12 protein-coding genes are annotated in these 21,164 nt (G+C 51.8%); 7 read left to right on the plus strand and 5 right to left on the minus strand.

Annotated features, from left to right (window positions below; genetic code table 11):
- The first annotated feature begins 5 nt into the window (after positions 1 to 5).
- Positions 6 to 1,187, plus strand: coding sequence for a cysteine desulfurase family protein (locus NHAL_RS00450; RefSeq protein ID WP_013031203.1), 1,182 nt, complete (start codon positions 6 to 8; stop codon positions 1,185 to 1,187).
- Between the two features lie 192 nt (positions 1,188 to 1,379).
- Positions 1,380 to 3,872 (plus strand): DNA phosphorothioation-associated putative methyltransferase, encoded by a 2,493-nt coding sequence (locus tag NHAL_RS00455; RefSeq protein WP_238985404.1) that lies wholly within the window; start codon positions 1,380 to 1,382, stop codon positions 3,870 to 3,872.
- Positions 3,873 to 4,050: 178 nt separating this feature from the next.
- Here NHAL_RS00455 and NHAL_RS00460 read toward each other — a convergent pair whose 3' ends face one another.
- The gene (locus tag NHAL_RS00460) at positions 4,051 to 4,902 is read right to left on the minus strand and encodes a hypothetical protein (protein WP_162010813.1); all 852 of its coding nucleotides are present in this window, start codon (positions 4,900 to 4,902) and stop codon (positions 4,051 to 4,053) included.
- Positions 4,903 to 5,392: 490 nt separating this feature from the next.
- Between NHAL_RS00460 and NHAL_RS00465 the strand changes: the two genes are divergently transcribed.
- From NHAL_RS00465 to NHAL_RS00480, 4 genes are all read left to right on the plus strand, one after another.
- Entirely contained in the window at positions 5,393 to 6,037 is a 645-nt protein-coding gene (locus tag NHAL_RS00465; protein WP_013031206.1) for a TetR/AcrR family transcriptional regulator, read from the plus strand.
- Between the two features lie 78 nt (positions 6,038 to 6,115).
- Positions 6,116 to 7,213 carry an efflux RND transporter periplasmic adaptor subunit gene (locus tag NHAL_RS00470; RefSeq protein WP_013031207.1) on the plus strand — a complete coding sequence of 366 codons (1,098 nt, stop codon included), beginning with the start codon at positions 6,116 to 6,118 and terminating at the stop codon, positions 7,211 to 7,213.
- A 71-nt stretch (positions 7,214 to 7,284) separates the two neighbouring features.
- The gene (locus NHAL_RS00475) at positions 7,285 to 10,389 is read left to right on the plus strand and encodes an efflux RND transporter permease subunit (RefSeq protein WP_013031208.1); all 3,105 of its coding nucleotides are present in this window, start codon (positions 7,285 to 7,287) and stop codon (positions 10,387 to 10,389) included.
- 111 nt (positions 10,390 to 10,500) lie between these two features.
- On the plus strand, positions 10,501 to 11,973 hold the full coding sequence (locus NHAL_RS00480) for a hypothetical protein (RefSeq protein ID WP_013031209.1): 1,473 nt from the start codon (positions 10,501 to 10,503) through the stop codon (positions 11,971 to 11,973).
- 395 nt (positions 11,974 to 12,368) lie between these two features.
- Here NHAL_RS00480 and NHAL_RS00485 read toward each other — a convergent pair whose 3' ends face one another.
- The 4 genes from NHAL_RS00485 to NHAL_RS00500 are packed head-to-tail and all read right to left on the minus strand — an operon-like array spanning position 12,369 to position 17,807.
- Positions 12,369 to 14,036, minus strand: coding sequence for an FMN-binding glutamate synthase family protein (locus tag NHAL_RS00485; protein WP_013031210.1), 1,668 nt, complete (start codon positions 14,034 to 14,036; stop codon positions 12,369 to 12,371).
- A 16-nt stretch (positions 14,037 to 14,052) separates the two neighbouring features.
- Positions 14,053 to 15,516: a glycogen synthase gene (locus NHAL_RS00490; protein WP_013031211.1), complete on the minus strand. Its 1,464-nt coding sequence runs from the start codon at positions 15,514 to 15,516 to the stop codon at positions 14,053 to 14,055.
- A complete protein-coding gene (locus tag NHAL_RS00495; RefSeq protein WP_013031212.1) occupies positions 15,501 to 17,138 on the minus strand; it encodes a glycoside hydrolase family 57 protein in 1,638 nt (545 codons plus the stop codon). The genes NHAL_RS00490 and NHAL_RS00495 overlap by 16 nt, the downstream gene beginning before the upstream one ends.
- Positions 17,139 to 17,144: 6 nt before the next feature.
- The gene (locus tag NHAL_RS00500; RefSeq protein ID WP_013031213.1) at positions 17,145 to 17,807 is read right to left on the minus strand and encodes a DUF4912 domain-containing protein; all 663 of its coding nucleotides are present in this window, start codon (positions 17,805 to 17,807) and stop codon (positions 17,145 to 17,147) included.
- Positions 17,808 to 18,324: 517 nt separating this feature from the next.
- Here NHAL_RS00500 and NHAL_RS00510 point away from each other — a divergent pair.
- Complete coding sequence (locus NHAL_RS00510) at positions 18,325 to 21,156, plus strand: 2-oxoglutarate dehydrogenase E1 component (protein WP_013031215.1); 2,832 nt, start codon at positions 18,325 to 18,327, stop codon at positions 21,154 to 21,156.
- The last annotated feature ends 8 nt before the right edge of the window (positions 21,157 to 21,164 follow it).

Below are 21,164 nucleotides of genomic sequence, written 5' to 3' on the forward strand. Positions count from 1 at the left end.
ATAATATGGAAATAGACGGAACGCTTTACTTTGACTATCAAGCCTCGACCCCTATTGATCCGCGAGTTTTAGCGGCAATGATGCCCTTCTGGCGCGAATCTTTTGGTAACCCGCATGCTTCCGATCACAGACTAGGGTGGCGAGCAGGGCTGGCCGTCGATGAGGCTTGTGAGCGGGTCGCGCGGCTTATTGGCGCGGATGCCGATGAGATTGTGTTTACCTCGGGAGCAACGGAAGCCAACAATCTTGCCCTTCTTGGCTTATCCCGTCGCCGATCAGGAGGGAATCGCCGGCGCATTCTTGTCAGCGCCATTGAGCATAAATGTATTCTTAGGGCGGCGCAGGCTGTATCGGAGCAGCTTGGCTTTTCCGTGGAGCTTTTGCCGGTATGCTCTAACGGATGTGTGGATCTCGATTATCTTTCCCAAACCCTCGATCAAGATGTCCTGCTTGTATCAGTCATGGCAATGAACAATGAAATTGGTACCATTCAGGATCTTCGTGAAATCTACAAAATAATATCTAAATCAGAGTCTTACTTTCATTGTGATGCTGCTCAGGCCCCTGTTGCCCTGGATCTAAATTACTTGGCTGAAACGGCTGACATGGTGAGTCTATCGGGGCATAAAATGTACGGGCCACAAGGTGTTGGTGCCCTTTATATTCGACGTGACCTACAACGGGAGATTGAGCCTCTTTTCTACGGCGGCGGCCAACAAGCAGGGCTACGGTCAGGTACTGTGCCTCTCCCATTAGTAATAGGTATGGCAAAGGCTGCCGAATTAGTTACTTCGTCTGAAGCCAATGAGGAGCGGAAGCGAGTACAAGAAATGCGCAATCGATTCGTGTACTTACTCAAGAAACGCATTCCAAGTCTTGTTTTGAACGGGCCTGAATTCTCCGTCCGCCATCCGGGAAATGCTAACCTGCGTTTTCCCTCTGTAGCTGCAGAAGATTTGCTGTTAGCACTTCAGCCGCGCCTTGCGGCCTCTACCGGTGCTGCTTGTACGACAGGGATACCAGAGCCTTCCCATGTACTGAGAGCTATTGGCCTAAGTGCAGAGGAGACGGATGCTTCGATCCGTTTTAGTTTTGGGCGCTTTACTGAAAGTGCCCATATTGATGAAGCGATTGAGCTGATCTCAACAGCTTATGCCCGATTAATTGAGAATATGGGTATTCATTAGGTTATCCCTATTGCTTGTTAGCTTCGAGTCACAAGATTGGTTAGTTAGCCTCCCTGACGTCAGAGAATAATGGGAATGCAGCAGCGAACAAGATAAGTACTTTACGCTGAAGTTGATCAAATTTTCATGGCTTCTGTCCCTAGCAAGAAAGTCGCGCGGCAAATTTATGTCCATGTAAATTATATAAATAGCATGGATACAACGCTAAAAAGTGCTCTTTTAGAAGCTGAACGTTTGGCTGGCGTGTGCCGATCAGATCATTACAACGTGGTCCGCTATGAGTTAGGCACATCTTGTATTTCGCTCCTTTATTACCCAAATTTTTTTGAAGAGCCTTTCCCCGCTCTAAGGGAAAGTTGGCGAGTCGATCTGGCAGCAGGGAAGTTGAGCTACCGGACCTACAAGGATTCATTGAATCCCCCCATTCTGCATCGCAAAGAACTTCTTATTTCGGATGATCATCCTCGATGGTGCCAGTATAAGTCGCTGACCGAGGCTGCGGAATCGGTTGGGTTATTTGCTGAACCGACTCGAATTGGATATCAACGTCAATGGTTGCAGTTAGTTCGAGAAAAGGGCTACCAGATCATTGGCCACGAACTTGTCCCCATCGGTAACGATGAATCGCTGCAGGATGATGAGGCACCTCTTCATGCGGATTGGTCAGTAGCCCGCCAGCTTACGGCGCTGACCCGCTACGGTCTATCAGCACCTATCCAAAGCCTCGCGCGCTACGGTTTTCTAGATGGTTGTAACACGATCTTTGACTATGGTTGTGGCCGTGGTGATGATGTTCGGGGATTAGTTGAAAATGGCCTGCAGGCGGCGGGTTGGGATCCATATTATGCTCCGGATAACCCTATTACTCAAGCGGATATCGTCAACTTGGGTTTTGTGATCAATGTTATAGAGGACTTTGACGAGCGTGTTGATGCCCTAGTGACGGCTTTTTCTCTTGCGAGGCAGTTGCTGGTTGTCTCTGTAATGCTTGTCAACCAAAACAAGATTCAAGGACAACGTTTCAAGGATGGTATGCTCACGAAGCGTGGAACCTTTCAGAAATACTATACACAAGCAGAGATAAGAGACTTTCTTGAAGATCTCTTACATGAGGAACCGATTCCTGTCGCACCTGGTGTTTTTTTTGTCTTCCGGGATAAAGACGCTGAACAGCGATTCTTAGTCAATCGTTTTCGAAGTCGAGGAAATGTGCTCCGTGTCCCATTACTGTTCCCACGTGAAAGGCAGTTGAGGAATCGAAATGAGCGCACCGATAAAAAATACGCCTATTATCGTGAATCTCTTGATCGATTGTGGAATTTATGGGTATCTCTAGGGCGTAAGCCGGACAAAACTGAGGTTGAAGGGCAAGTAGCTCTTATAGAAGGCTTTGGTTCCCTAAACAATGCCTTTCGATTCATCAAAGCGCGGAAAAATTTGACAGCTCTCGAGTGCTCTCGGCAAACTCGAACGGCTGATCTCGAAGTTTACTTTGCCCTTTGCGAGTTTAAGAGGCGAAAGCCTTATAAACGCCTAGAGCATGGGCTCCAGCGAGACATTAAAGCGTTCTTTGGAAGTTATACTAATGTGAAACAAGTTGCCCATGAGTTGCTGTTTCAGATCGCTGACGTGGAAGCGATAAATCAGGCGTGCCAACAGGCATCGGAGCAGGGGCTTGGCTGGCTAGTCGAGCGCAAATCTCTGCAGCTGCATGCAAGTTTGGTCGAAAAACTCTCGCCCCTTCTCCGGGTTTATGTGGGCTGCGCCACTGTCATTTATGGCGATTATCACGATGCCGATCTTGTGAAGATTCACATTGCCTCTGGCAAGGTCAGTTTCATGAAATATGATGATTTTGAGAGAAAACCGCTGCCGCGAATGACTGAAAGAGTCAAGGTTAAGCTTCGAGAGCAAGATATCGAATATTATGCCTATGACGATAACTATACCCCCCCTTTCCTCTATAACAAATCTCGTTACATTAACGAAGAATTTCTCCATTACCCCGAGCAGGTGGTTTTCGATCAAGCGTTAGAGAAATGTGGACTATTTGACTTTGCTGGCTACGGCCCAAATCCAGATAATTTTCTGGAAATACTTTCGAGAAATCGGCTGGTCATTGAAGGATTTAGATTGGTACGTAGCCGGACAATTCCGAACCTCGACAGTCCCTGTGGCCGCTACTTTATATTTCGTCAGTTGATTGAATGCGGAGAAACTCAGGCGCGAACCGGCCTGGAAAACCTGCCAGAACAACCGGAAACTTACAACGCCCTCTGTGACTTGACGACGCAGGTCTTGGATCCTGTCATCGATTACTTTGGTATGATTCGCCTAACCTATGGGTTTTGTTCACCGGCTCTGGCGAAAAAGATCCCCGGGCGCATTTCCCCTCAGCGAGACCAACATGCGGCTTGCGAATTGAATCGGCGGGGAAAACCCATTTGCGATCGACTAGGCGCTGCCGTGGATTTTATCGTTGACTACGAAAGTATGCTCGAGGTGGCTCAATGGGTGGTTGCCAATACGCCTTTTGATCGGTTGTATTTCTACGGCGATGACAAGCCCATCCATGTGAGCTTTGGGCCTGACAATAGCAAGCAGATCGTCCGGATGATTTTAGGTAAGTCTGGAAAACTCCTTCCGCAAGTTACCCCGATGGAAGCATTTTTATCTCTAGAATAGCGAAGAAATGTGACTGCTATAAATTTATTTAGGTGGGAAACCTGCCCGGTCTCCCACCTAAAATATCATCAGGCATTCCTTCTCCTTATTATTAAACCTAAATTTCCCTTCTTATCACTCAGCGATAAATTATTTTCTTGGTGTAATTTCAATCCCAGTGGACTTTTTTACCCCTTGATCAATCATCCTCCTCACAGGAGCCATCATCTCTGTTGTCATCGTCATCCTCGTCTCTGTCATCGCTATCATCAAATGAGGCAAGATCATTACTGAGGAAGGCAGTCAGGAATACCTTGTTGCCCTGGGCGATCTTGATAGTCTGATTGAGAGGATCAAAATCGAGTAATTCCCAATTGCAGGTTTTCGGGCTGCGAAAAAAAAGTTTGTTCTGGCCTTGCCCGCGCGCGTTGATAACGCCGACCATTTTATCTCCCACTAAAAGGTCATATTGGCCTGCTGGGAGATCCTTCATCCAGACCTTAAACTTGGCGTGGTTGCGGTTCTGTTCAAATTTCATCCGGGCTGTGGCCTGAGGAATGAGGCCGGTATTGTCAAAATCCACCCGAATGATTTTGGCGCCTGCGCTGGGTGGCGTATTATCGGATAGGCCACCGCTACACTCATCCCCCAAGCTTCTGGTCAATCGAGTTATTTCAAATTGGCCGTCGTTGATCTGGGGGTCAAGGGCTTCATAGCGGGCCGTGCCGTGATTGCAATCTTCGAATTGGAGGACCAGATGTCCCCAAGGTTGCAATGTGATCCGGGCCGGATCAAAACCGTTGAGGTCTAAAATTCCGCCCTCTACCGAGTGCATGGTGAAGTTGACTTGATTCCCTTTGACAGGTGCTTGTCCTAGGAGCCAATTCTGGTTACCGAAGGCATTGAAGGTGAACCAATAAACAATAGCAGTGTCGGTGCCCTTCCTATCGACGACCTGTAATAGGAATCCTTGTCCGGGGGCGTCCTTATCAAACCAAGCACCCGTAAATGCACCGGTCACCATCACCGCCTGGGCACTAGTTACAAGCATTATGGTTGCCAATGCGAAGCCGCAAGACATTAAACGAAGGCCCATTTATCTTCTCCTTATTTTGCTGGCCAGAACTGGGGCGAGTCATGCTAGCAGATATTCATCTTTTGTGATGTGAGACGCCTCATATGGATTTGAGGGCAGTAAGTACCAGCAGCCCTCTAAAATACTTGGCAGATCAGTTCCACATCCCAACCTGCTTCACGGAGTGTCACATGTGATAAGAATATAGCAGCCTCTCAAATTAAAAATAGCATCGGCTCGAGTGGTTTTCGTACGCTTCAATAGCCCCTATTGAGTTTTTGGGCCTGGGTAGCGAGTTCCTCAAGCGCTGCGACGCCGCTTGTCCTGCGCTTTCTTGTGGCAACCAATATGGCGATGATAAGATACGAAATTGGAACTTTGTAAAGGCATTGGTGTCCCTTAATTACTGACCGGTCGGTTGGTAGGTGACTTCTATGAAAGATGATTCCAGCAGCAGGAAGGTGCAATGACTAAGAGGCTGACAGGCAGGGATACTGAAGCCTCGGCACCCGCCCAGGGGCGGGAAGCCATCCTGGCTGTGGCGAAAAAGCAGTTTGCAGAATATGGCTATCATGGGGCGACTCTTAGCAAGATTGCAACCCGCGCTAAGGTATGCAAAGCCAATATTTTTCATCACTTTGGATCGAAAGAAGGCCTTTATCTGGCTGTCCTTAAGGATTATTGCGAGCAGTTAAGCCCTCTCCGGGGGAGCAGGCCGATTTCAGCACCGACTTGTCGGGAGCAGCTGCGGCAGTTTGCCCAGGTTCATCTTGAGAACATGCTCAATGAGCAAGGTGCCGTACAACTTTTTCTCCGTGAGCTCCTGGCTAAGGACTCCCTGCGCAAGGAAATTCTTGCGAAAGGGGTGCTCGAGGACAATTTTTCCAGCTTGGTGCAAATGGTCCGTGAGGGGCAGGAAGCAGGGGAGATTCGCCCTGACATTGATCCGGCAATGCTGGCGGTGATGTTGCTGGGGGCGGATGTTTTTTTCTTCATGGCGCGGGATGTGTTCCAGCATTTCCGGGATGTTCATTTTGCCGAAGCGCCGGGAGACTATAGCAAAGCGTTAAGTGAGATCTTGTTAAAGGGATGTTTAGCTAAACGGGATTAAAGCGCAGTGGAAATAAATAAGTAATATGACTCAGGCAAACTTATTCCATCTAAAAGTTCTTAGGGTTAAGGAGTGGCAATGATAAAGCGTCTTATTGTTGTTCTTTTAACCCTAGGTTTGTTTTTTGGTGGCATTTTTGGTTGGAAGTATTATCAGCAGCAGCAGCAGGCCGCCCAGGCCGCCATGCCACCCCCACCGGCGACTGTAGCGGCCGCTGAGGTCCATCCAGAAACTTGGCAATCTTCCCTCCAGGCGGTGGGTAGCCTGGTGGCGACCCAGGGTATCTATGTGACCAACGAGGTGGCGGGCCTCATTGAGGCCATTAACTTTGAATCCGGGCAACAGGTTGAAAAGGGTAAGCTCTTACTGCAACTTGAGGATAGCGTTGATCAGGCGGATCTCAAGGGGTTGCTTGCCGAGCAGAAATTAGGGGAGTTGCAATTCCAGCGTGCTGCCCGGTTGGTCAAGGAAAAGTCAATATCCCGTTCCACTTATGATGAAAGTGAAGCCCAGCTAGAAAACGCCCAAGCCAAGGTTGCGGCTAAGCGAGCCCTGATTCGAAAAAAGCAGATCCGGGCCCCCTTTTCCGGGTTGTTGGGGATCCGCCAGGTTAATCTTGGCGAGTATTTAGCACCGGGTTCCCGCATTGTGCTCTTGCAGGCCCTTGATCCCATCTATGTGGATTATTCTTTGCCCGAGCGCTATTTTTCATCCCTTTCCCAAGGGCAAGCCGTTTTCATCACGGTACAGGCTTATCCTGCGCAAATTTTTGAAGGTCGTATCATTGCGATTAATCCGGGGATCGATCCGGCAAGCCGCAATGTCCGCGTGCGCGCCATCTTTCCTAACCCCAATCTTCGCCTGCGGCCAGGGATGTTTGCCGAGGTGAAAACCCTATTGCCGGAGCAGAAGCAAGTCTTAACGGTGCCCCAAACGGCCATTACCTACAATCCCTATGGCAATATGGTGTTTGTCATCCAGGAAAAGAATGGCGGCCTGGTGGTTCAGCAGCAGCTGGTGCAGACGGGGAAGGTGCGCGAAGGCCAGGTTGAGATTGTCAAAGGATTGCAGGTCGGCGAGCGGGTGGTCAGTGCGGGTCAGATGAAATTACATAATGGCCAGCAAGTCCAGATCAGTGATAAGGAGATCCTGGACGGGGAAGTGGGGGATGCGTAAACGACTGGGCAAAAAAATTATAGTGCAATTTCTCCCTCGACTGAAGTTGCGGGTTTCCTTGCGGAGGAGCCATGAAGTTCACTGATCTTTTCATTCGCCGCCCGGTACTGGCCAGCGTCGTTAGCCTGTTAATTTTGCTGGTTGGGTTGCGTGCGCTGACGCTGCTAGAGGTGCGCCAGTATCCCGAGACCCGGGACACGGTGGTAACGGTGACCACCCTTTATCCTGGGGCCAGCAGCGAACTGGTTAAAGGTTTTATTACCACTCCCTTGCAGCAGGCCATTGCCGAGGCGAAGGGCATCGATTATATGGTGGCGACCAGCACCCAGGGTCGTTCGGTTATCGAGGCCTACATGGAGCTTAACTACGATCCCAACGCCGCGGTTGCTGAAATTCAGGCTAAAGTGGCCAGCCAGCGCAACGTCCTGCCCGAGGAATCTGAGGACCCGGTGATCGACTCCACCACCGGCGATCCTACGGCGTTGATGTACATGGCCTTTTACAGCGAGGGGATGCTCCCGTCCCAAATCACGGACTATATGTTGCGGGTGGTACGGCCCAAGCTCCAAGCGGTACCAGGGGTGGCCAAGGCGGAGCTCATTGGTAATAAAACTTTTGCCATGCGCATCTGGCTCGATCCCCGCCGTATGGCGGCCCTGGGGGTGACCGCTGACGATGTCAAAGAAGTCCTGCTCGATAATAATTATCTTGCCGGGGTGGGGCAGACCAAGGGGGCCTATGTCTCCGTGGATCTTAGTGCCACTACGGATATTAGCCGGGAAGAGGACTTCCTCAATCTGGTGGTTTATGAGGCGGATGGGGCCCTGGTACGCCTTAGAGATATCGCCGAACCCAAGCTGGGTGCCGAAGACTACGATTCCAGCAACTGGTATAACGGAAAATCAGCCATCTTTATTGGCATTGAGCAGGCCCCAGGGGCCAATCCCCTCGATGTGGCCGAGCGCATCCATGATTTGGTGCCAGAGATGCGTCGCCAGCTTCCTTCTGGGCTTGACGGCTATATTGTGTATGATGCCAGCGCCTATATCGATGATGCCATCGACGAAGTATTTCGCACCCTCGCGGAAGCGGTGCTCATCGTGCTCGCGGTGATCTTTTTATTTCTCGGTTCCTTGCGGGCGGCCTTGGTTCCCGCCATCGTGGTTCCCCTGTCCTTAATCGGCGGGGCTTTTCTTATGCTGCTTTTGGGTTTTTCCCTTAATCTGCTCACCTTGCTGGCCCTGGTGTTGGCCATTGGGCTGGTAGTCGATGACGCCATTATTGTGGTGGAAAATATCCATCGACATTTGGAGAACGGGGAGTCCCGTTTTCAGGCTGCCATCCAGGGGGCCAGGGAATTGGGACTGCCGATTATCGCCATGACTACCACTCTGGTGGCCGTTTATGCGCCCATTGGTTTTATGGGCGGATTGGTGGGGACGCTGTTTACCGAATTTGCCTTTACGCTGGCTGGCGCAGTGTTGGTATCGGGGGTTGTGGCTCTGACCCTCTCGCCCATGCTCTCCTCTAAAGTTTTGCGGTCGGCAGGTGAGACGGGCCGCTTTGAGCAGTGGGTAGAACACTTCTTTACCCGGCTTGCCGAACGTTATCAAAGGCTCCTGCACCACGCCCTAGATAGCTTACCGGTGGTCATGGTTTTTGCTGGCGTCATACTCTGTAGCATCTATTTTATGTATGTGACCAGCCAAAATGAATTGGCCCCTACCGAAGATCAAAGTATTTTATTTTTTCAGGCTACGGCCCCCCAGACGGCGACAATTGATTACGACGAGGCCTACTCTCGCCAGATTATCGATATCTTCGAGACTTTCCCCGAATATCATGAAAGTTTCCTGCTGCTAGGCCGGGGCGGCGATCCCAGTACCGTCTTCGGTGGCTTCAAGATGCCGGTACCCTCCCAGCGGGAACGTTCTCAAATGGAAATCCACCCTGAGCTCCAGCAGCAACTTCAAGAGGTGGCTGGCTTTGAAATTGCGTCCTTTCCTCGGCCTAGCCTGCCGGGCGCGGGCCGCGGCTTGCCGCTCCAATTCGTAATTACGACGGATGCGGATTTCTTACGCTTGGATCAGGTTGCTGAAGAGTTGATTCAGCGGGGAATAGCCAGTGGCAAATTCGCTTTTCTGCAAAAATCCGTGAAATTTACCCGGCCCAAGACCACGCTCAGGATTAACCGGGATCTGGCGGGTGATCTCGGTATTCGCATGGAAGACATCGGACAAGATTTGGCGACCATGCTGGGCGGGGGCTATATCAACTGGTTCAATTTGGAAGGGCGCAGCTATAAGGTGATCCCGCAAGTTGCCCGCCGTTACCGCCTGGATCAGGAAATGCTGGAGAATTACTATATTCGCACGGGTACCGGGGAGCTCATCCCCTTAGCGGCACTGGTGTCCTTCGAAGATACGGTGGAGCCCAGTAAGCGAATCCAGTTTCAACAGCTTAATTCGGTGACCGTTCAGGGAATAATGGCCGAGGGCGTAACCTTAGGAGAGGCGCTGACTTATCTAGAAGAACAAGCCCAGGAAATTTTTCCCCTTGGCTTTAGCTGGGATTATGCTGGGGAATCGCGCCAGTATACCCAGCAGGGCAGTGCCCTGGTGATCACTTTCTTCTTTTCATTGTTGGTGATCTATCTCGTTTTGGCGGCGCAATTTGAGAGCTGGCGTGACCCGGTTATTATTATGATGTCAGTCCCCATGTCTATTGCCGGGGCGTTAGTGTTTCTGACCTTGGGTTTTGCGACGGTCAATATTTACACCCAGGTGGGGCTGATTACGCTGATTGGCCTGATTGCCAAAAATGGCATTCTCATTGTGGAGTTTGCCAATCAATTGCAGATCCAAGAAGGGCTTAGCAAACGGGAGGCCGTAGAGAAGGCGGCCAGCATCCGATTACGTCCCATCTTGATGACCACGGTTTCCATGATAGTGGCGATGGTGCCATTGCTCATGGCTAGCGGCCCTGGCGCGGTGAGCCGTTTCCATATTGGCTTGGTGATTGCCAGTGGATTGGGGATTGGAACCGTGTTTACTCTCTTCGTGGTGCCGGCGGTGTATTTGCTGCTTGCTCGCACCCGCAGCGAAGAAAAGAAAGAGCAAGAAACCGAAGAAATCACGGAGCAAGAAATCCCGGTCGACTCTAGAGAACTCACTTAGTTCTAGGGCCTTGCAAAAACGCCACAATATCCCTAGCCAAGATTGCTAGACTTGGGAGTGGAATATTCCTAATACTGTTCCGTGAATACTGTGCCGAAGAGGTAAGTAAATATGAACGATTTACCGGAATATGTCGACGATCTACCTAATCTTTGTGGTTCTGAAGAGTTAATCGCCAATGCCCGTGCCCAGGGTCCGGCTTATTTGCCCGAGAGCGGAATTGATTTTGGCGATATCAACAGTGCCTTTGCCATTGCTCTGCATATGCAGCAGCCCCTGATTCCCGCCGGCGGGGAGGATTTATCCTCGGCTGCGATTATCAGCAATCTTAAATACATGATGGATCATCAGGATATAGGCGATAATCACAATGCCCCCGTCTTCCATTGGTGCTATAAGCGAATTGGTGAATTTGTGCCCAAGCTGGTGGATGAGGGCAAGAATCCCCGGGTCATGTTGGATTATTCGGGGTGTTTGCTCCATGGCTTGCGGGATATGGGGTTAGACGATGTCTTCGACGCCCTTAAACGCGTCACCTGCGACCCCCATTATCGGCATTGCGTGGAGTGGCTGGGATGTACTTGGAGCCATGCGGTCGCCCCCTCCACCCCTGTCCAAGACTACCGTTTGCATGTCCAGGCTTGGCGCCACCATTTTGCCGCCATCTTTGGCTTAGAGGCCTTGAGTCGGGTAAAAGGGTTTTCTCCGGCGGAAATGGCCCTCCCCAATCATCCCGATGTATGTTACGAGTTCGTCAAAACCCTTAAGGACAATGGCTACCAGTGGGTGCTGGTTCAAGAGCACTCGGTGGAACAGCCCGAAGATGGTAGGCACCCTCAACGTCCCCATATTCCCCACCGGCTGGTGGCGAAAAATTCCAAGGGGGAGACCGCAAGTATCATTGCCATTATCAAGACTCAGGGCTCGGATACCAAATTGGTGGCCCAGATGCAGCCCTACTACGAGGCCCAGGGTCTCTCCCGCCAGGAGTTGAAAGGCCAGTCTATTCCACCTCTGGTCACCCAGATCGGCGACGGTGAAAACGGCGGCGTAATGATGAATGAATTTCCGGGTAAATTTATGGAGGTGATGGGTGAGGCCACAGGCTCCCATACCCCCCCTGTTAATGTCAGCGAATATCTGGAATATCTAGAAACTTTGGGTTTAAAGGAAGCGGATTTTCCGGTTATTCAGCCGGTGCAGCAGAAAAAGATTTGGGATAATTTTAAAGCGGGAGGCGGCCCCGAGAAGCTGGAAGAACTCATTGAGGAACTTCAACACAGCGACCATCAATTTCACATGGAAGGGGGCAGTTGGACCAATAACATTTCCTGGGTCCAGGGCTATGAAAACGTGATCGGTCCCATTGAAAAGGTCAGTGCTTTATTTTCCGAAAAGGTGTTGGACAAAGGGGGAATTTCCACCTCGGAATACCGCTATCGAAATGCTCTCTATTACCTGTTGATGATCCAGACCAGTTGTTACCGTTACTGGGGCCAGGGGATTTGGACCGATTATGCGCGGGAGTTATGCCGGCGCGCCGAGGCCATTCTAAATCACGATTTCAAGGATGCTGCGGCTTGATCCCCAGGGAAGCGTTAAGTTATTAGTTTAACTGAATTTTCAGCGGTGTTTGCGAATTCTGAGCGAAGGAGTTGCCTTTTCTCCCTCGGTAATCAGTAAATAGGGTAGAGGTCCGCTGGAGGTATTTAGCTCCGGATTCTACGCCAAAAGGTTAAATAGCCGGGATAACGGGCGGGGTGGGAGAGCTGGATCCTGTCCCGCCCGTTATCCACTCTTTAGGCGGGTTAGGATTTCGTTTTTTCCACTTTAATAATACTAATCCCAGAAATTAATGCTCTTTTATCCCTTCTCCCCTGGCGGGAGAAGGTTAGGATGAGGGGGGGGTAATGGTTAATAAAGAATGTTTTTTATTGGGATTGGTATAACATGCTCAGAATTGCCCTTTCTTTCGGCGCTTAAGCCGGTACATTGGCCCGGGCGATGCCTAGGTCGATACGCGGGCGAAAACTGTCAGGATCGGCAGCATGCCACCACTCGGCATAGGGTGTTTCTTCGGCCCCCTCAAGCAGTGCGTTTTCCGAGATGAAGGGATAGATTCGGTCAAAGGGTCTGGAATCGGTCGTGCCAAAGCGGCGGATGAGATGATAGGGTTGCAGATCCTGGGGATGGGTCAGGCCTGCAGCCGCGACGATATGGGCCAGTGCCGCAAGGGTTTGTTGGTGAAACCGCGCCGCTCGTTCGGCCTGTACGTCGACCACTAGGCCGCGCTGGCGGCCGGGATCCTGGGTGGTGACGCCTGTTGGGCATGTGTCCAGATGGCAGCGCTGCGCCTGAATACAGCCGATGGAGAACATGAAAGCCCGCGCCGCGTTGCACCAATCCGCGCCGATGGCCAGGTTGCGCGCCATGCCAGCACCGGAATAAACTTTGCCGCTGGCCCCCAGCCGCACCTTATCGCGTAGTCCGGTGCCAACCAGGGCGTTGCGCACGACAATCAGCCCTTCGGTTAGGGGCATTCCCACATAGTCCGACAGTTCCAGCGGTGCAGCCGCGGTGCCCCCCTCGCCCCCGTCAACCACGATAAAATCCAGGTAGATACCGGTCTTAAGCATGGCCTTCATAATCGCCAGCACTTCGTGGATTTGCCCAACGCAAAGCTTAATGCCCACCGGTTTTCCGCCGGATAGATGGCGTATCCTCGCCGCGAAATCCAGCATTTCCACCGGGGTAGAAAAAGCCGAATGGCCGCGGGGCGACAGGCAGTCCTGGCCGGCGGGGACCTTGCGTATCCGGGCGATTTCCTCGGTCACCTTGGCTGCTGGCAAGAGTCCGCCATGGCCAGGTTTCGCGCCCTGGCTAAGCTTGATTTCAATCATCTTAACTTCATTTCGGGTGGCGCCTTCAATAAACAGATCTTCGTCGAAGTTTCCCTTATTGTCCCGGCAGCCGAAATAGCCCGAACCGATTTCCCAGACTAAATCACCACCCTGTTTCAGGTGATAGGGACTTATTCCTCCCTCGCCCGTGTCGTGATAGAACCCGCCAAGCCGTGCCCCCTTGTTCAGCGCTTCCACCGCATTGGCGGAGAGGGAGCCGAAGCTCATGGCGGAAATATTGAAAATAGAGGCGCTATAGGGCTGCTGGCATTGGGCGCCACCGATGGAAACGCAGGGGTTTTTTTCCGGGTTTTCGGCTGGAGCGATGGAATGACAGAGCCACTCGTATTCGTCGGAGGTCATGTCCCACTCTGTCCCAAAAGGGTGGGTGTCCGGCTTTCCCCGGGCGCGGGCATAGACAAGGTTGCGCGCATCGAAGCTGAACGGCTTGCCTTCTAGATCGCCCTCGACAATATAGGCACGCAGATAGGGTCGAAGGTCGTAGAAGAGCCAGCGGATGCGAGCAGCGACTGGATAATTTCGTGTCAGCGTCCAGCGCTGCTGCGTCCAATCGTAGATTCCGAGCGCCACCAGCGGTAGGGTCACGGCGAGACCTAGAAGCCACCAGGGACTCACCATTGTTAACAAGAGGCAAATGACCGAGAGCACCCCTGCCGTGATCGGGACGATCGCTCGTTTCAGCACATCGGGATTAAAGCGTTTGGCGGAGAGTTTTAGGGAAGACACCTTATCATCGAAACTCTCATACTTCTTGGATATGGTGATAGATATTCAGGTAATGCTGTCCTGGATAATTCCAGGAAAAGTCGTAGTGCATCCCGTTTTCCATCAATTCCCGGAAATATTGGGGATATTGATACCACAGGCCAATGGCCCGATAGAGGGCCGATTCCAGTCCCTCATGGTTAAAATCGTTGAAGGCGAAACCGTTGCGCTCATGGTAAGGTTTATGGGCGTAATTAGCGTCGAATACCGTATCCGCTAGCCCTCCCACACTGCGCACGATGGGGACTGTGCCGTATTTCATGGCGATCATTTGGGTGAGGCCGCAAGGCTCGTAGGCGCTTGGAACCAGGAGCATATCGGCACCTGCGTAGATCTGGTGGGCCAAGTCCTCATCATAGCCAATTTCCAGGTGACAGTCCGGATTGTCGTTCAGGTGGTGCTTGAGGTGCCAGAAATCCGCATTGATGCTGTCGTTGGCACTCGCGCCGAGCAACACAAATTGGCAACCATTGGCGAGACAGTAGAAGATAGCGTGGCGAATAAGCCCGACCCCCTTTTGGGCATCTAGCCGGCTGATGACGCCAATAATGGGTTTATATTCATCCCGCAGCCATAAGCGATGGCGCAGAGCAGTTTTGTTCTCGTATTTTTGGTCTAGGGTTTCCAGGTTATAGCGAACCGGGATGTGGGGGTCAAGCCCAGGGTTCCATACATTATAATCCACGCCATTGAGGATCCCGCCTAACTTTTGCCCATGGAGGTGAAGGGTGTGTTGTAAGCCATAGCCCTGTTCTGTGTAGCGAATTTCATCCAGATAGTGGGAGGATACGGTGGTGACAAAGTTGGAAAAAACGATTCCACCTTTCATCAAATTGACCGCGTGGGGGTGGGTATGGTCGAGCAACCGTTGGGGTGTCATATAGGCCGCAGGGTCTAATCCTACCTGCTGGATGATATGCCCACCGGTAACCCCCTGGTGCTGCATATTATGCAAAGTGTAGCAGACTCGGGGATGGCTCATCCCCAAATATTGATATTGCTCGAAGAGCAATACCGGCACCAGACCGGTTTGCCAGTCATGGCAGTGGATGATTTCCGGGTGTTTATTGCTTTTTAGCATGAACTCCAGGGCTGCCTTGCAAAAAAAGGCGAAACGTTGGGGATCATCGTGTTGGCCGTAGTAGGTGCCCCGGTCAAAAAAGCCATTATGGGCTTCAATGAAAAAGCATTTCAGCCCATCGGCAAAACCAAAATAAACGTCACAGTGAATCCACTGGTTATAGTAAGGTACCCACAGGTCGCTGTAAGTTTTCACCAAGCCCCAGATACGGTCATAGCGCATACAATCATATTTGGGGAGGATGAGCTCAACGACGTTACCCCGTATCGAAAGTTCGTTGGATAGTCCCTGAACAACGTCTCCCAGACCACCTACCTTGGCTATCGGGGCACACTCAGGTGTGATCATAACGATATACATCGCGCAGCTTCTCCGTTGTTCCCTGGGGGATACCCATAGTAGACGCGGTAATCAAGATCCGGAAAGATGTTATCAAGGGTCTCTAAGGCTTGTAGCCGGCGTTCATCGAAGATTCCTTTTTCCAAAGCTATTTCCAAGTAGTGAAAACGGGACAGGTGATCCCGCAGACGGCGAGTGGCGTACTCCACTGTGGTTCCATTTTCAATGATAAAGGGCCAATCCGAAGCTTGTGCTAACAGCAATGAGCGGGCGGCCTGCCGCAAGGCACGATCGGCAAGAGTCCCCTTAGGTTCGTGATAATAGGCTATCGCCAATTCCCTCATGCGTCGGGCAGCCCGGTGCAGCAGAGGATATATCCAGTCAGTTTTTTTATTGAGCCAAAAATCATTGTAGCCCCTATCGCCCCAGCTGGATAGATTGGGAGTTGCTTTTTGCAGCACCGGGTGCTGGGTTAAATACTGGGAAGGGGTGATCAGCTCAATCGGCCCTTTTGTGGAGCCAAAGCGGCGCAGTAAACTCTCCAGCCATTGAGGCCCTTCAAACCACCAATGGCCAAATAATTCGGCATCATAAGGGGCGAGGAGAAGCGGTGGACGGTCCATTGTCTTGGCATGGCCCGCGACCTGCTGGAGGCAATTATGGTAAAAATGATCCGCATGGGCAGCCACCTTTGCCCGGGCCTTGGCCGGTTGATAAGGGGCTTTGTGCTCGGTTTTATCCGTCACCCGGTAATATTTAATGCCGGTATCGACGCGGATCTGGCCGCCGGGAAGATAAGGTTGAAGATAGCTCAGTTCCCGCTCGAAGCCCACATCCCGGTAGAACTCCCGGTAATCCCTGTCTCCAGGGTAGCCTTCCTCGGCGCTCCAAACTTGCTGTGAAATTGCCGGATCGCGCCCGAAGGCCGCCACCCCGTTAGGGCAGGCAATAGGCGCGAGGTGGCCATAACGAGGCCGCGTGTTGGCGTAGAGAAGGCCCTCGGTTTCGACGAAGAAGTAATCAAAGCCGACCGCTTTTAATGCTTTTTCTAGGCCGGGGTAATAGGCGCATTCGGGAAGCCAAATACCTTTAGGGGCGATGCCGAAACATTGCCGGTAGTAATCCGCGGCGACTTGGAGTTGGGCGTAAACGGCGGTGGGTTCCGGTTGTAAGAGGGGTAAAAAACCATGGGTAGCGGCACAGGTAATGATCTCAAGCAGGCCTTCTTGTTGTAGCCGGGCAAAAGTAGGTACCAAACGGCGCTGATAACGTTCCTCGAAATCTGAAAGTGTTTGCAGAAACCAGCGCCGGTAAAGGCGTGCCAATCGATTAAGGTCGGTGTGAGCCCGGGTTTGTTGGACCTCCTTCTCAGCCAAAGTAATGAGCTTTTCCATATGGAGAACATAGCGCTGTAGCAACAGGGGGTCCTGAAGCATGGTGAGCAAAGTCGGTGATAAGGATAAGGTCAAGCGAAACCGAGTCCCCTCCTGGGCCAGTCGTTCAAAAGCATTCAATAGAGGCAGATAGCACTCGGTCAGAGCTTCAAACAGCCACCGCTCTTCCAGCGCTTCTTCCTGTTCGGGATGGCGCACGTATGGCAAGTGCGCGTGCAAAATGAAGCTGAGATAACCGCAGCAAGCCATGGAAGGTTAGGGGGGAGGCTTGGACAGGCTTGCAGACCATCTAGAGCGGGGCTCAGATGCTGAAGTCAGCTTTGCCGGGGGCTGGGTTTGGGTCGATTCTGCCAGCGAGGGAAAATAGCGGGCAATAAATTCTTGAGTTCGGCTCGCCTGCTCCTCTGGGGAAATAGAAAACTCCAGGGGAAAGGTTTTAACCGGGAGAGGAGGCTGGGTGTCGTGGCGTACAAAAACCACCGGAGCGGTAGGATCGGCAGGGCCGGCGCGAGGGGTTTTGATGGAATTAGAGCGCGCCAAAGGAACGAATTCCCTTTCGGAATTTGCGAGGCCAAGTTCTACTTTATAACGTTTATCGTCTGCCCAAAGATCCACATACCTGTGGTGGGCTCTCCTCGGGACAGCCACATCAAAGCGGGTGGGGGCGGCAAGCTTCCCGGCTGTTAAGTCATAAAACCGTAGCATCAGTTGAGTAGGTTTCTTGATCTTGAGTTTCTTACGGGCGCGAACCAGATCCTGTTTCAGCACTGACCAATAGACATAAAGACAATAGGGGTTCACTACCATTAATACCACCTTGGTCCCCTCTGTGGGAGGGGGCCGGAAAAAGCGATCCCGCGTTTCTTGGCTGATCTGAAGCAGTTCTTGCCGGGAAAAAGGTGTATTTTCTTTATTCATATTTCTTTCCCCGCTGACGATGGATTCAAAAAGGGGACTCCAAGGCGGCCAATTGCCCTTGGGTGGGGTACCGTCGGTAGGTGACTTTGCATTGGTTCATACTTTTAGTATACAAGGCATTTATATCATTGCATTTTTCGGCGTCAATATTGTTGAGTTGCGGATAAGCGCTGATTTAACAGTCGATCGGTCGAGTATAAGCCTCTTCGTGCGCATAGCGAACGCTACTTGTTGGCTGATAGGGGTGGTTGAACAGCGCAAAATTGACCGCGGTCTTCTCCAATTTTTTCTCAAGGGACTTAATACTTGGGCTAGCCAGGCAGTCATCGCTACTATTACTATCAAAAAAACACGCATCGGTAGTAAAAGTCGAAGCATAGAAACATAGGAATAATATCAGGAAAAGTGCGCAACAAATTGTGTAAACAAGGGGTCTACTTATTTTAGAGAGTAACTCTCAGCAGTGTTGACTGCGCCTTTTGTCATCCAAAAATGAGGAGCCGAGTAACTTTAAGCAATGAATGCCATTGTCGAGAAACGAGACAGCACTTCCCCCCTATATGCTGCCAACGCCCCTTATCTTGAAGAGTTATATGAAAATTATCTAAAGGATCCTAACAGCGTACCGGTCCATTGGCGGGAATGGTTCGATCGTCTCCAGGCGGGGGTTCCGGAACAGCCTATTCCTGAGCCGCCTTCCCGCCCCCTCGGGCCCATGGCCCGGCCATCCGCACCACCGGTGCCAGCAGAGGCCTTGGCCAGAGGATTAACGGCCAAGGCGGCTGAAAAACAAACCGCCGTGCTTCAGCTGATCAATGCGTACCGCTTCCGTGGCCATCAAAAAGCCAATATCGATCCCTTGCATCTCCATGAACGTCCCGTAATTCCAGAACTCGATCCTGCTTTCCATGGCTTCACGGAAGAGGATCTGGATAAGGTTTTTAGCACAGGGTCCCTTATTGGCCTTGCCCAGGCTCCTTTGCGGCAGATTCTCGCCTTAATCAAGAAAATTTATTGCAATACTATCGGCGCCGAATATATGCACATCACCGAAACCGCCGAGAAACGCTGGATTCAAAATTACTTGGAGGGAGCACAGGGCAATCTGAGCCCGTCTGCAGAATTGCGGCGCCATATTCTGGAGCGGCTTACCGCAGCCGAAGGGCTAGAGCGCTATTTGCATACCAAGTATGTGGGCCAGAAACGCTTTTCCTTGGAGGGAGGGGACAGTTTGATTCCCCTCTTGGATAGCCTCATCCTCCATGCAGGTAGTAAAGGGATGGAGGAAATCATCATTGGCATGGCTCACCGGGGGCGGTTGAACGTATTGGTGAATACCCTGGGTAAATTGCCCCGGGATCTATTCATGGAATTTGAAGGCCGCCATGAAGTGGACGACAGCCGCTCGGGGGATGTCAAGTATCACTTAGGTTTCTCGGCGGACGCCGATACTCCGGGAGGTCCGGTCCATATTGCTTTGGCCTTTAACCCCTCCCATTTAGAGATCATTGACCCGGTGGTGGAGGGTTCGGTGCGGGCGCGCCAACAGCGGCGCAAGGATTGGCTAGGGGATGAGGTGATTCCCGTGCTTATCCACGGGGATTCTGCCTTTGCCGGTCAGGGCGTGGTCATGGAAAACTTTAACATGTCCCAATCACGGGGATTTTTCACCGGTGGTACCCTCCATATTGTGGTTAATAACCAGATCGGTTTTACCACTAGCAACCCTTTGGATACCCGCTCCACGGTTTACTGCACGGATGTGGCCAAGATGGTGCAAGCCCCGATTTTCCATGTCAACGGTGATGATCCGGAAGCCGTCGTCTTCGTGACTCACTTAGCGTTTGATTACCGCATGACATTTAAAAAGGATGTGGTGATCGATCTGATATGCTACCGGCGCCAAGGGCATAACGAGGCGGATGAGCCAGCGGTAACCCAGCCGCTGATGTATCAAAAGATCCGCTCTCACCCTACGCTTCGCCGGCTTTATGCCGAGCGTTTAATAGCACAAAATATCATTGCTCCCGAAGAGCCGGATCGCATCCTGGATGACTACCGGCAAGCCCTAGAGCAAGGGACCAATGTGGCGCCCTGCGCGACCGAAAGCGCCCATCCTTTTAAAGTGGATTGGAAGCCCTTTCTCGGCACTTCCTGGGATCAACCGGTGGAAACTGGAATGCCTTTGCAGCGGTTGCAAGAGCTTGCAGCTCGTATCGATCAGCCTCCCAAAGGGTTTGAACTCCACTCCCGTGTAAGTAATATTTTGGCTGACCGCCGCAAAATGGCGGCCGGGGCCTTGCCCATTGATTGGGGATTTGCCGAGACCTTGGCCTATGCTACTTTGCTGGATGAAGGGTACTCGGTTCGGCTAACGGGTCAAGACAGTGGCCGCGGCACTTTCTTCCATCGCCATGCCGTTATTTATAACCAGAAAGATGGCTGCGCCTATGTCCCCTTGGAGCAGCTGAATCCAGAGCAAGCCGATTTCAGTATTATTGATTCTCTCCTGTCGGAAGAGGCGGTATTGGCATTTGAGTACGGCTATGCCGCCACCGAGCCCAATGCTTTAGTCATCTGGGAGGCTCAGTTTGGAGATTTTGTTAATGGCGCCCAGGTGGTGATTGATCAATTTCTCAGTTCTGGGGAAGCAAAATGGTCACGACTGTGTGGGCTGGTATTGCTTCTGCCCCACGGCTACGAAGGTCAGGGGCCGGAGCATTCCTCCGCTCGGCTGGAGCGTTTTCTACAGCTATGCGCGGAAGATAATATCCAAGTCTGTGTGCCGACCACACCGGCCCAGATGTTTCATATGCTGCGGCGGCAAATACTACGGCCTTACCGTAAACCCCTTATCGTGATGTCTCCTAAGAGCTTGCTGCGCCATCGGCTCTCGGTGTCCTCCTTGGACGAGCTTTGCAGTGGGGCTTTCCAGTTAGTCATCGGCGAAGTGGATGAGATTAAGCCCGCGATGGTGGAGCGGGTGATTCTATGTTCTGGAAAAGTGTACTACGATTTGCTTCAGGCGCGGCGGGATCAGGAACAGCATGATGTGGCTATTCTTCGCCTAGAGCAGCTCTATCCGTTTCCGCGGCAACAACTGGAAGAAGAATTAAAACGCTACCGTAGGGCCAAGGAGATCATCTGGTGCCAGGAAGAATCTCAAAATCAGGGGGCGTGGGATCAGCTTAGGCGCCGCTTGCAAGGATGTCTGCGCCGCAATCAAACCTTGCGCTATGCGGGTCGGGCTTCATCGGCGGCACCTGCGGTCGGCTACTTCAATTTTCATCTTAAACAGCAGCGTGCCTTGGTCAAAGATGCGCTCAGTCCGGGGGAAAAAAATGAATAACAGGAGAA

The sequence above is a fragment of the Nitrosococcus halophilus Nc 4 genome (assembly GCF_000024725.1).
Classification (GTDB): Bacteria; Pseudomonadota; Gammaproteobacteria; order Nitrosococcales; family Nitrosococcaceae; genus Nitrosococcus; species Nitrosococcus halophilus.

What these genes read in the sequence shown, in the direction of transcription:
- NHAL_RS00460 (WP_162010813.1), bottom strand. Translation starts at nt 4,902, where the DNA reads ATGCTTGTAACTAGTGCCCAGGCGGTGATGGTGACCGGTGCATTTACG.
- NHAL_RS00495 (WP_013031212.1), bottom strand. Translation starts at nt 17,138, where the DNA reads ATGGCTTGCTGCGGTTATCTCAGCTTCATTTTGCACGCGCACTTGCCA.
- NHAL_RS00450 (WP_013031203.1), top strand. Translation starts at nt 6, where the DNA reads ATGGAAATAGACGGAACGCTTTACTTTGACTATCAAGCCTCGACCCCT.
- NHAL_RS00475 (WP_013031208.1), top strand. Translation starts at nt 7,285, where the DNA reads ATGAAGTTCACTGATCTTTTCATTCGCCGCCCGGTACTGGCCAGCGTC.
- NHAL_RS00465 (WP_013031206.1), top strand. Translation starts at nt 5,393, where the DNA reads ATGACTAAGAGGCTGACAGGCAGGGATACTGAAGCCTCGGCACCCGCC.
- NHAL_RS00510 (WP_013031215.1), top strand. Translation starts at nt 18,325, where the DNA reads ATGAATGCCATTGTCGAGAAACGAGACAGCACTTCCCCCCTATATGCT.
- NHAL_RS00480 (WP_013031209.1), top strand. Translation starts at nt 10,501, where the DNA reads ATGAACGATTTACCGGAATATGTCGACGATCTACCTAATCTTTGTGGT.
- NHAL_RS00455 (WP_238985404.1), top strand. Translation starts at nt 1,380, where the DNA reads ATGGATACAACGCTAAAAAGTGCTCTTTTAGAAGCTGAACGTTTGGCT.
- NHAL_RS00500 (WP_013031213.1), bottom strand. Translation starts at nt 17,807, where the DNA reads ATGAATAAAGAAAATACACCTTTTTCCCGGCAAGAACTGCTTCAGATC.
- NHAL_RS00490 (WP_013031211.1), bottom strand. Translation starts at nt 15,516, where the DNA reads ATGTATATCGTTATGATCACACCTGAGTGTGCCCCGATAGCCAAGGTA.
- NHAL_RS00470 (WP_013031207.1), top strand. Translation starts at nt 6,116, where the DNA reads ATGATAAAGCGTCTTATTGTTGTTCTTTTAACCCTAGGTTTGTTTTTT.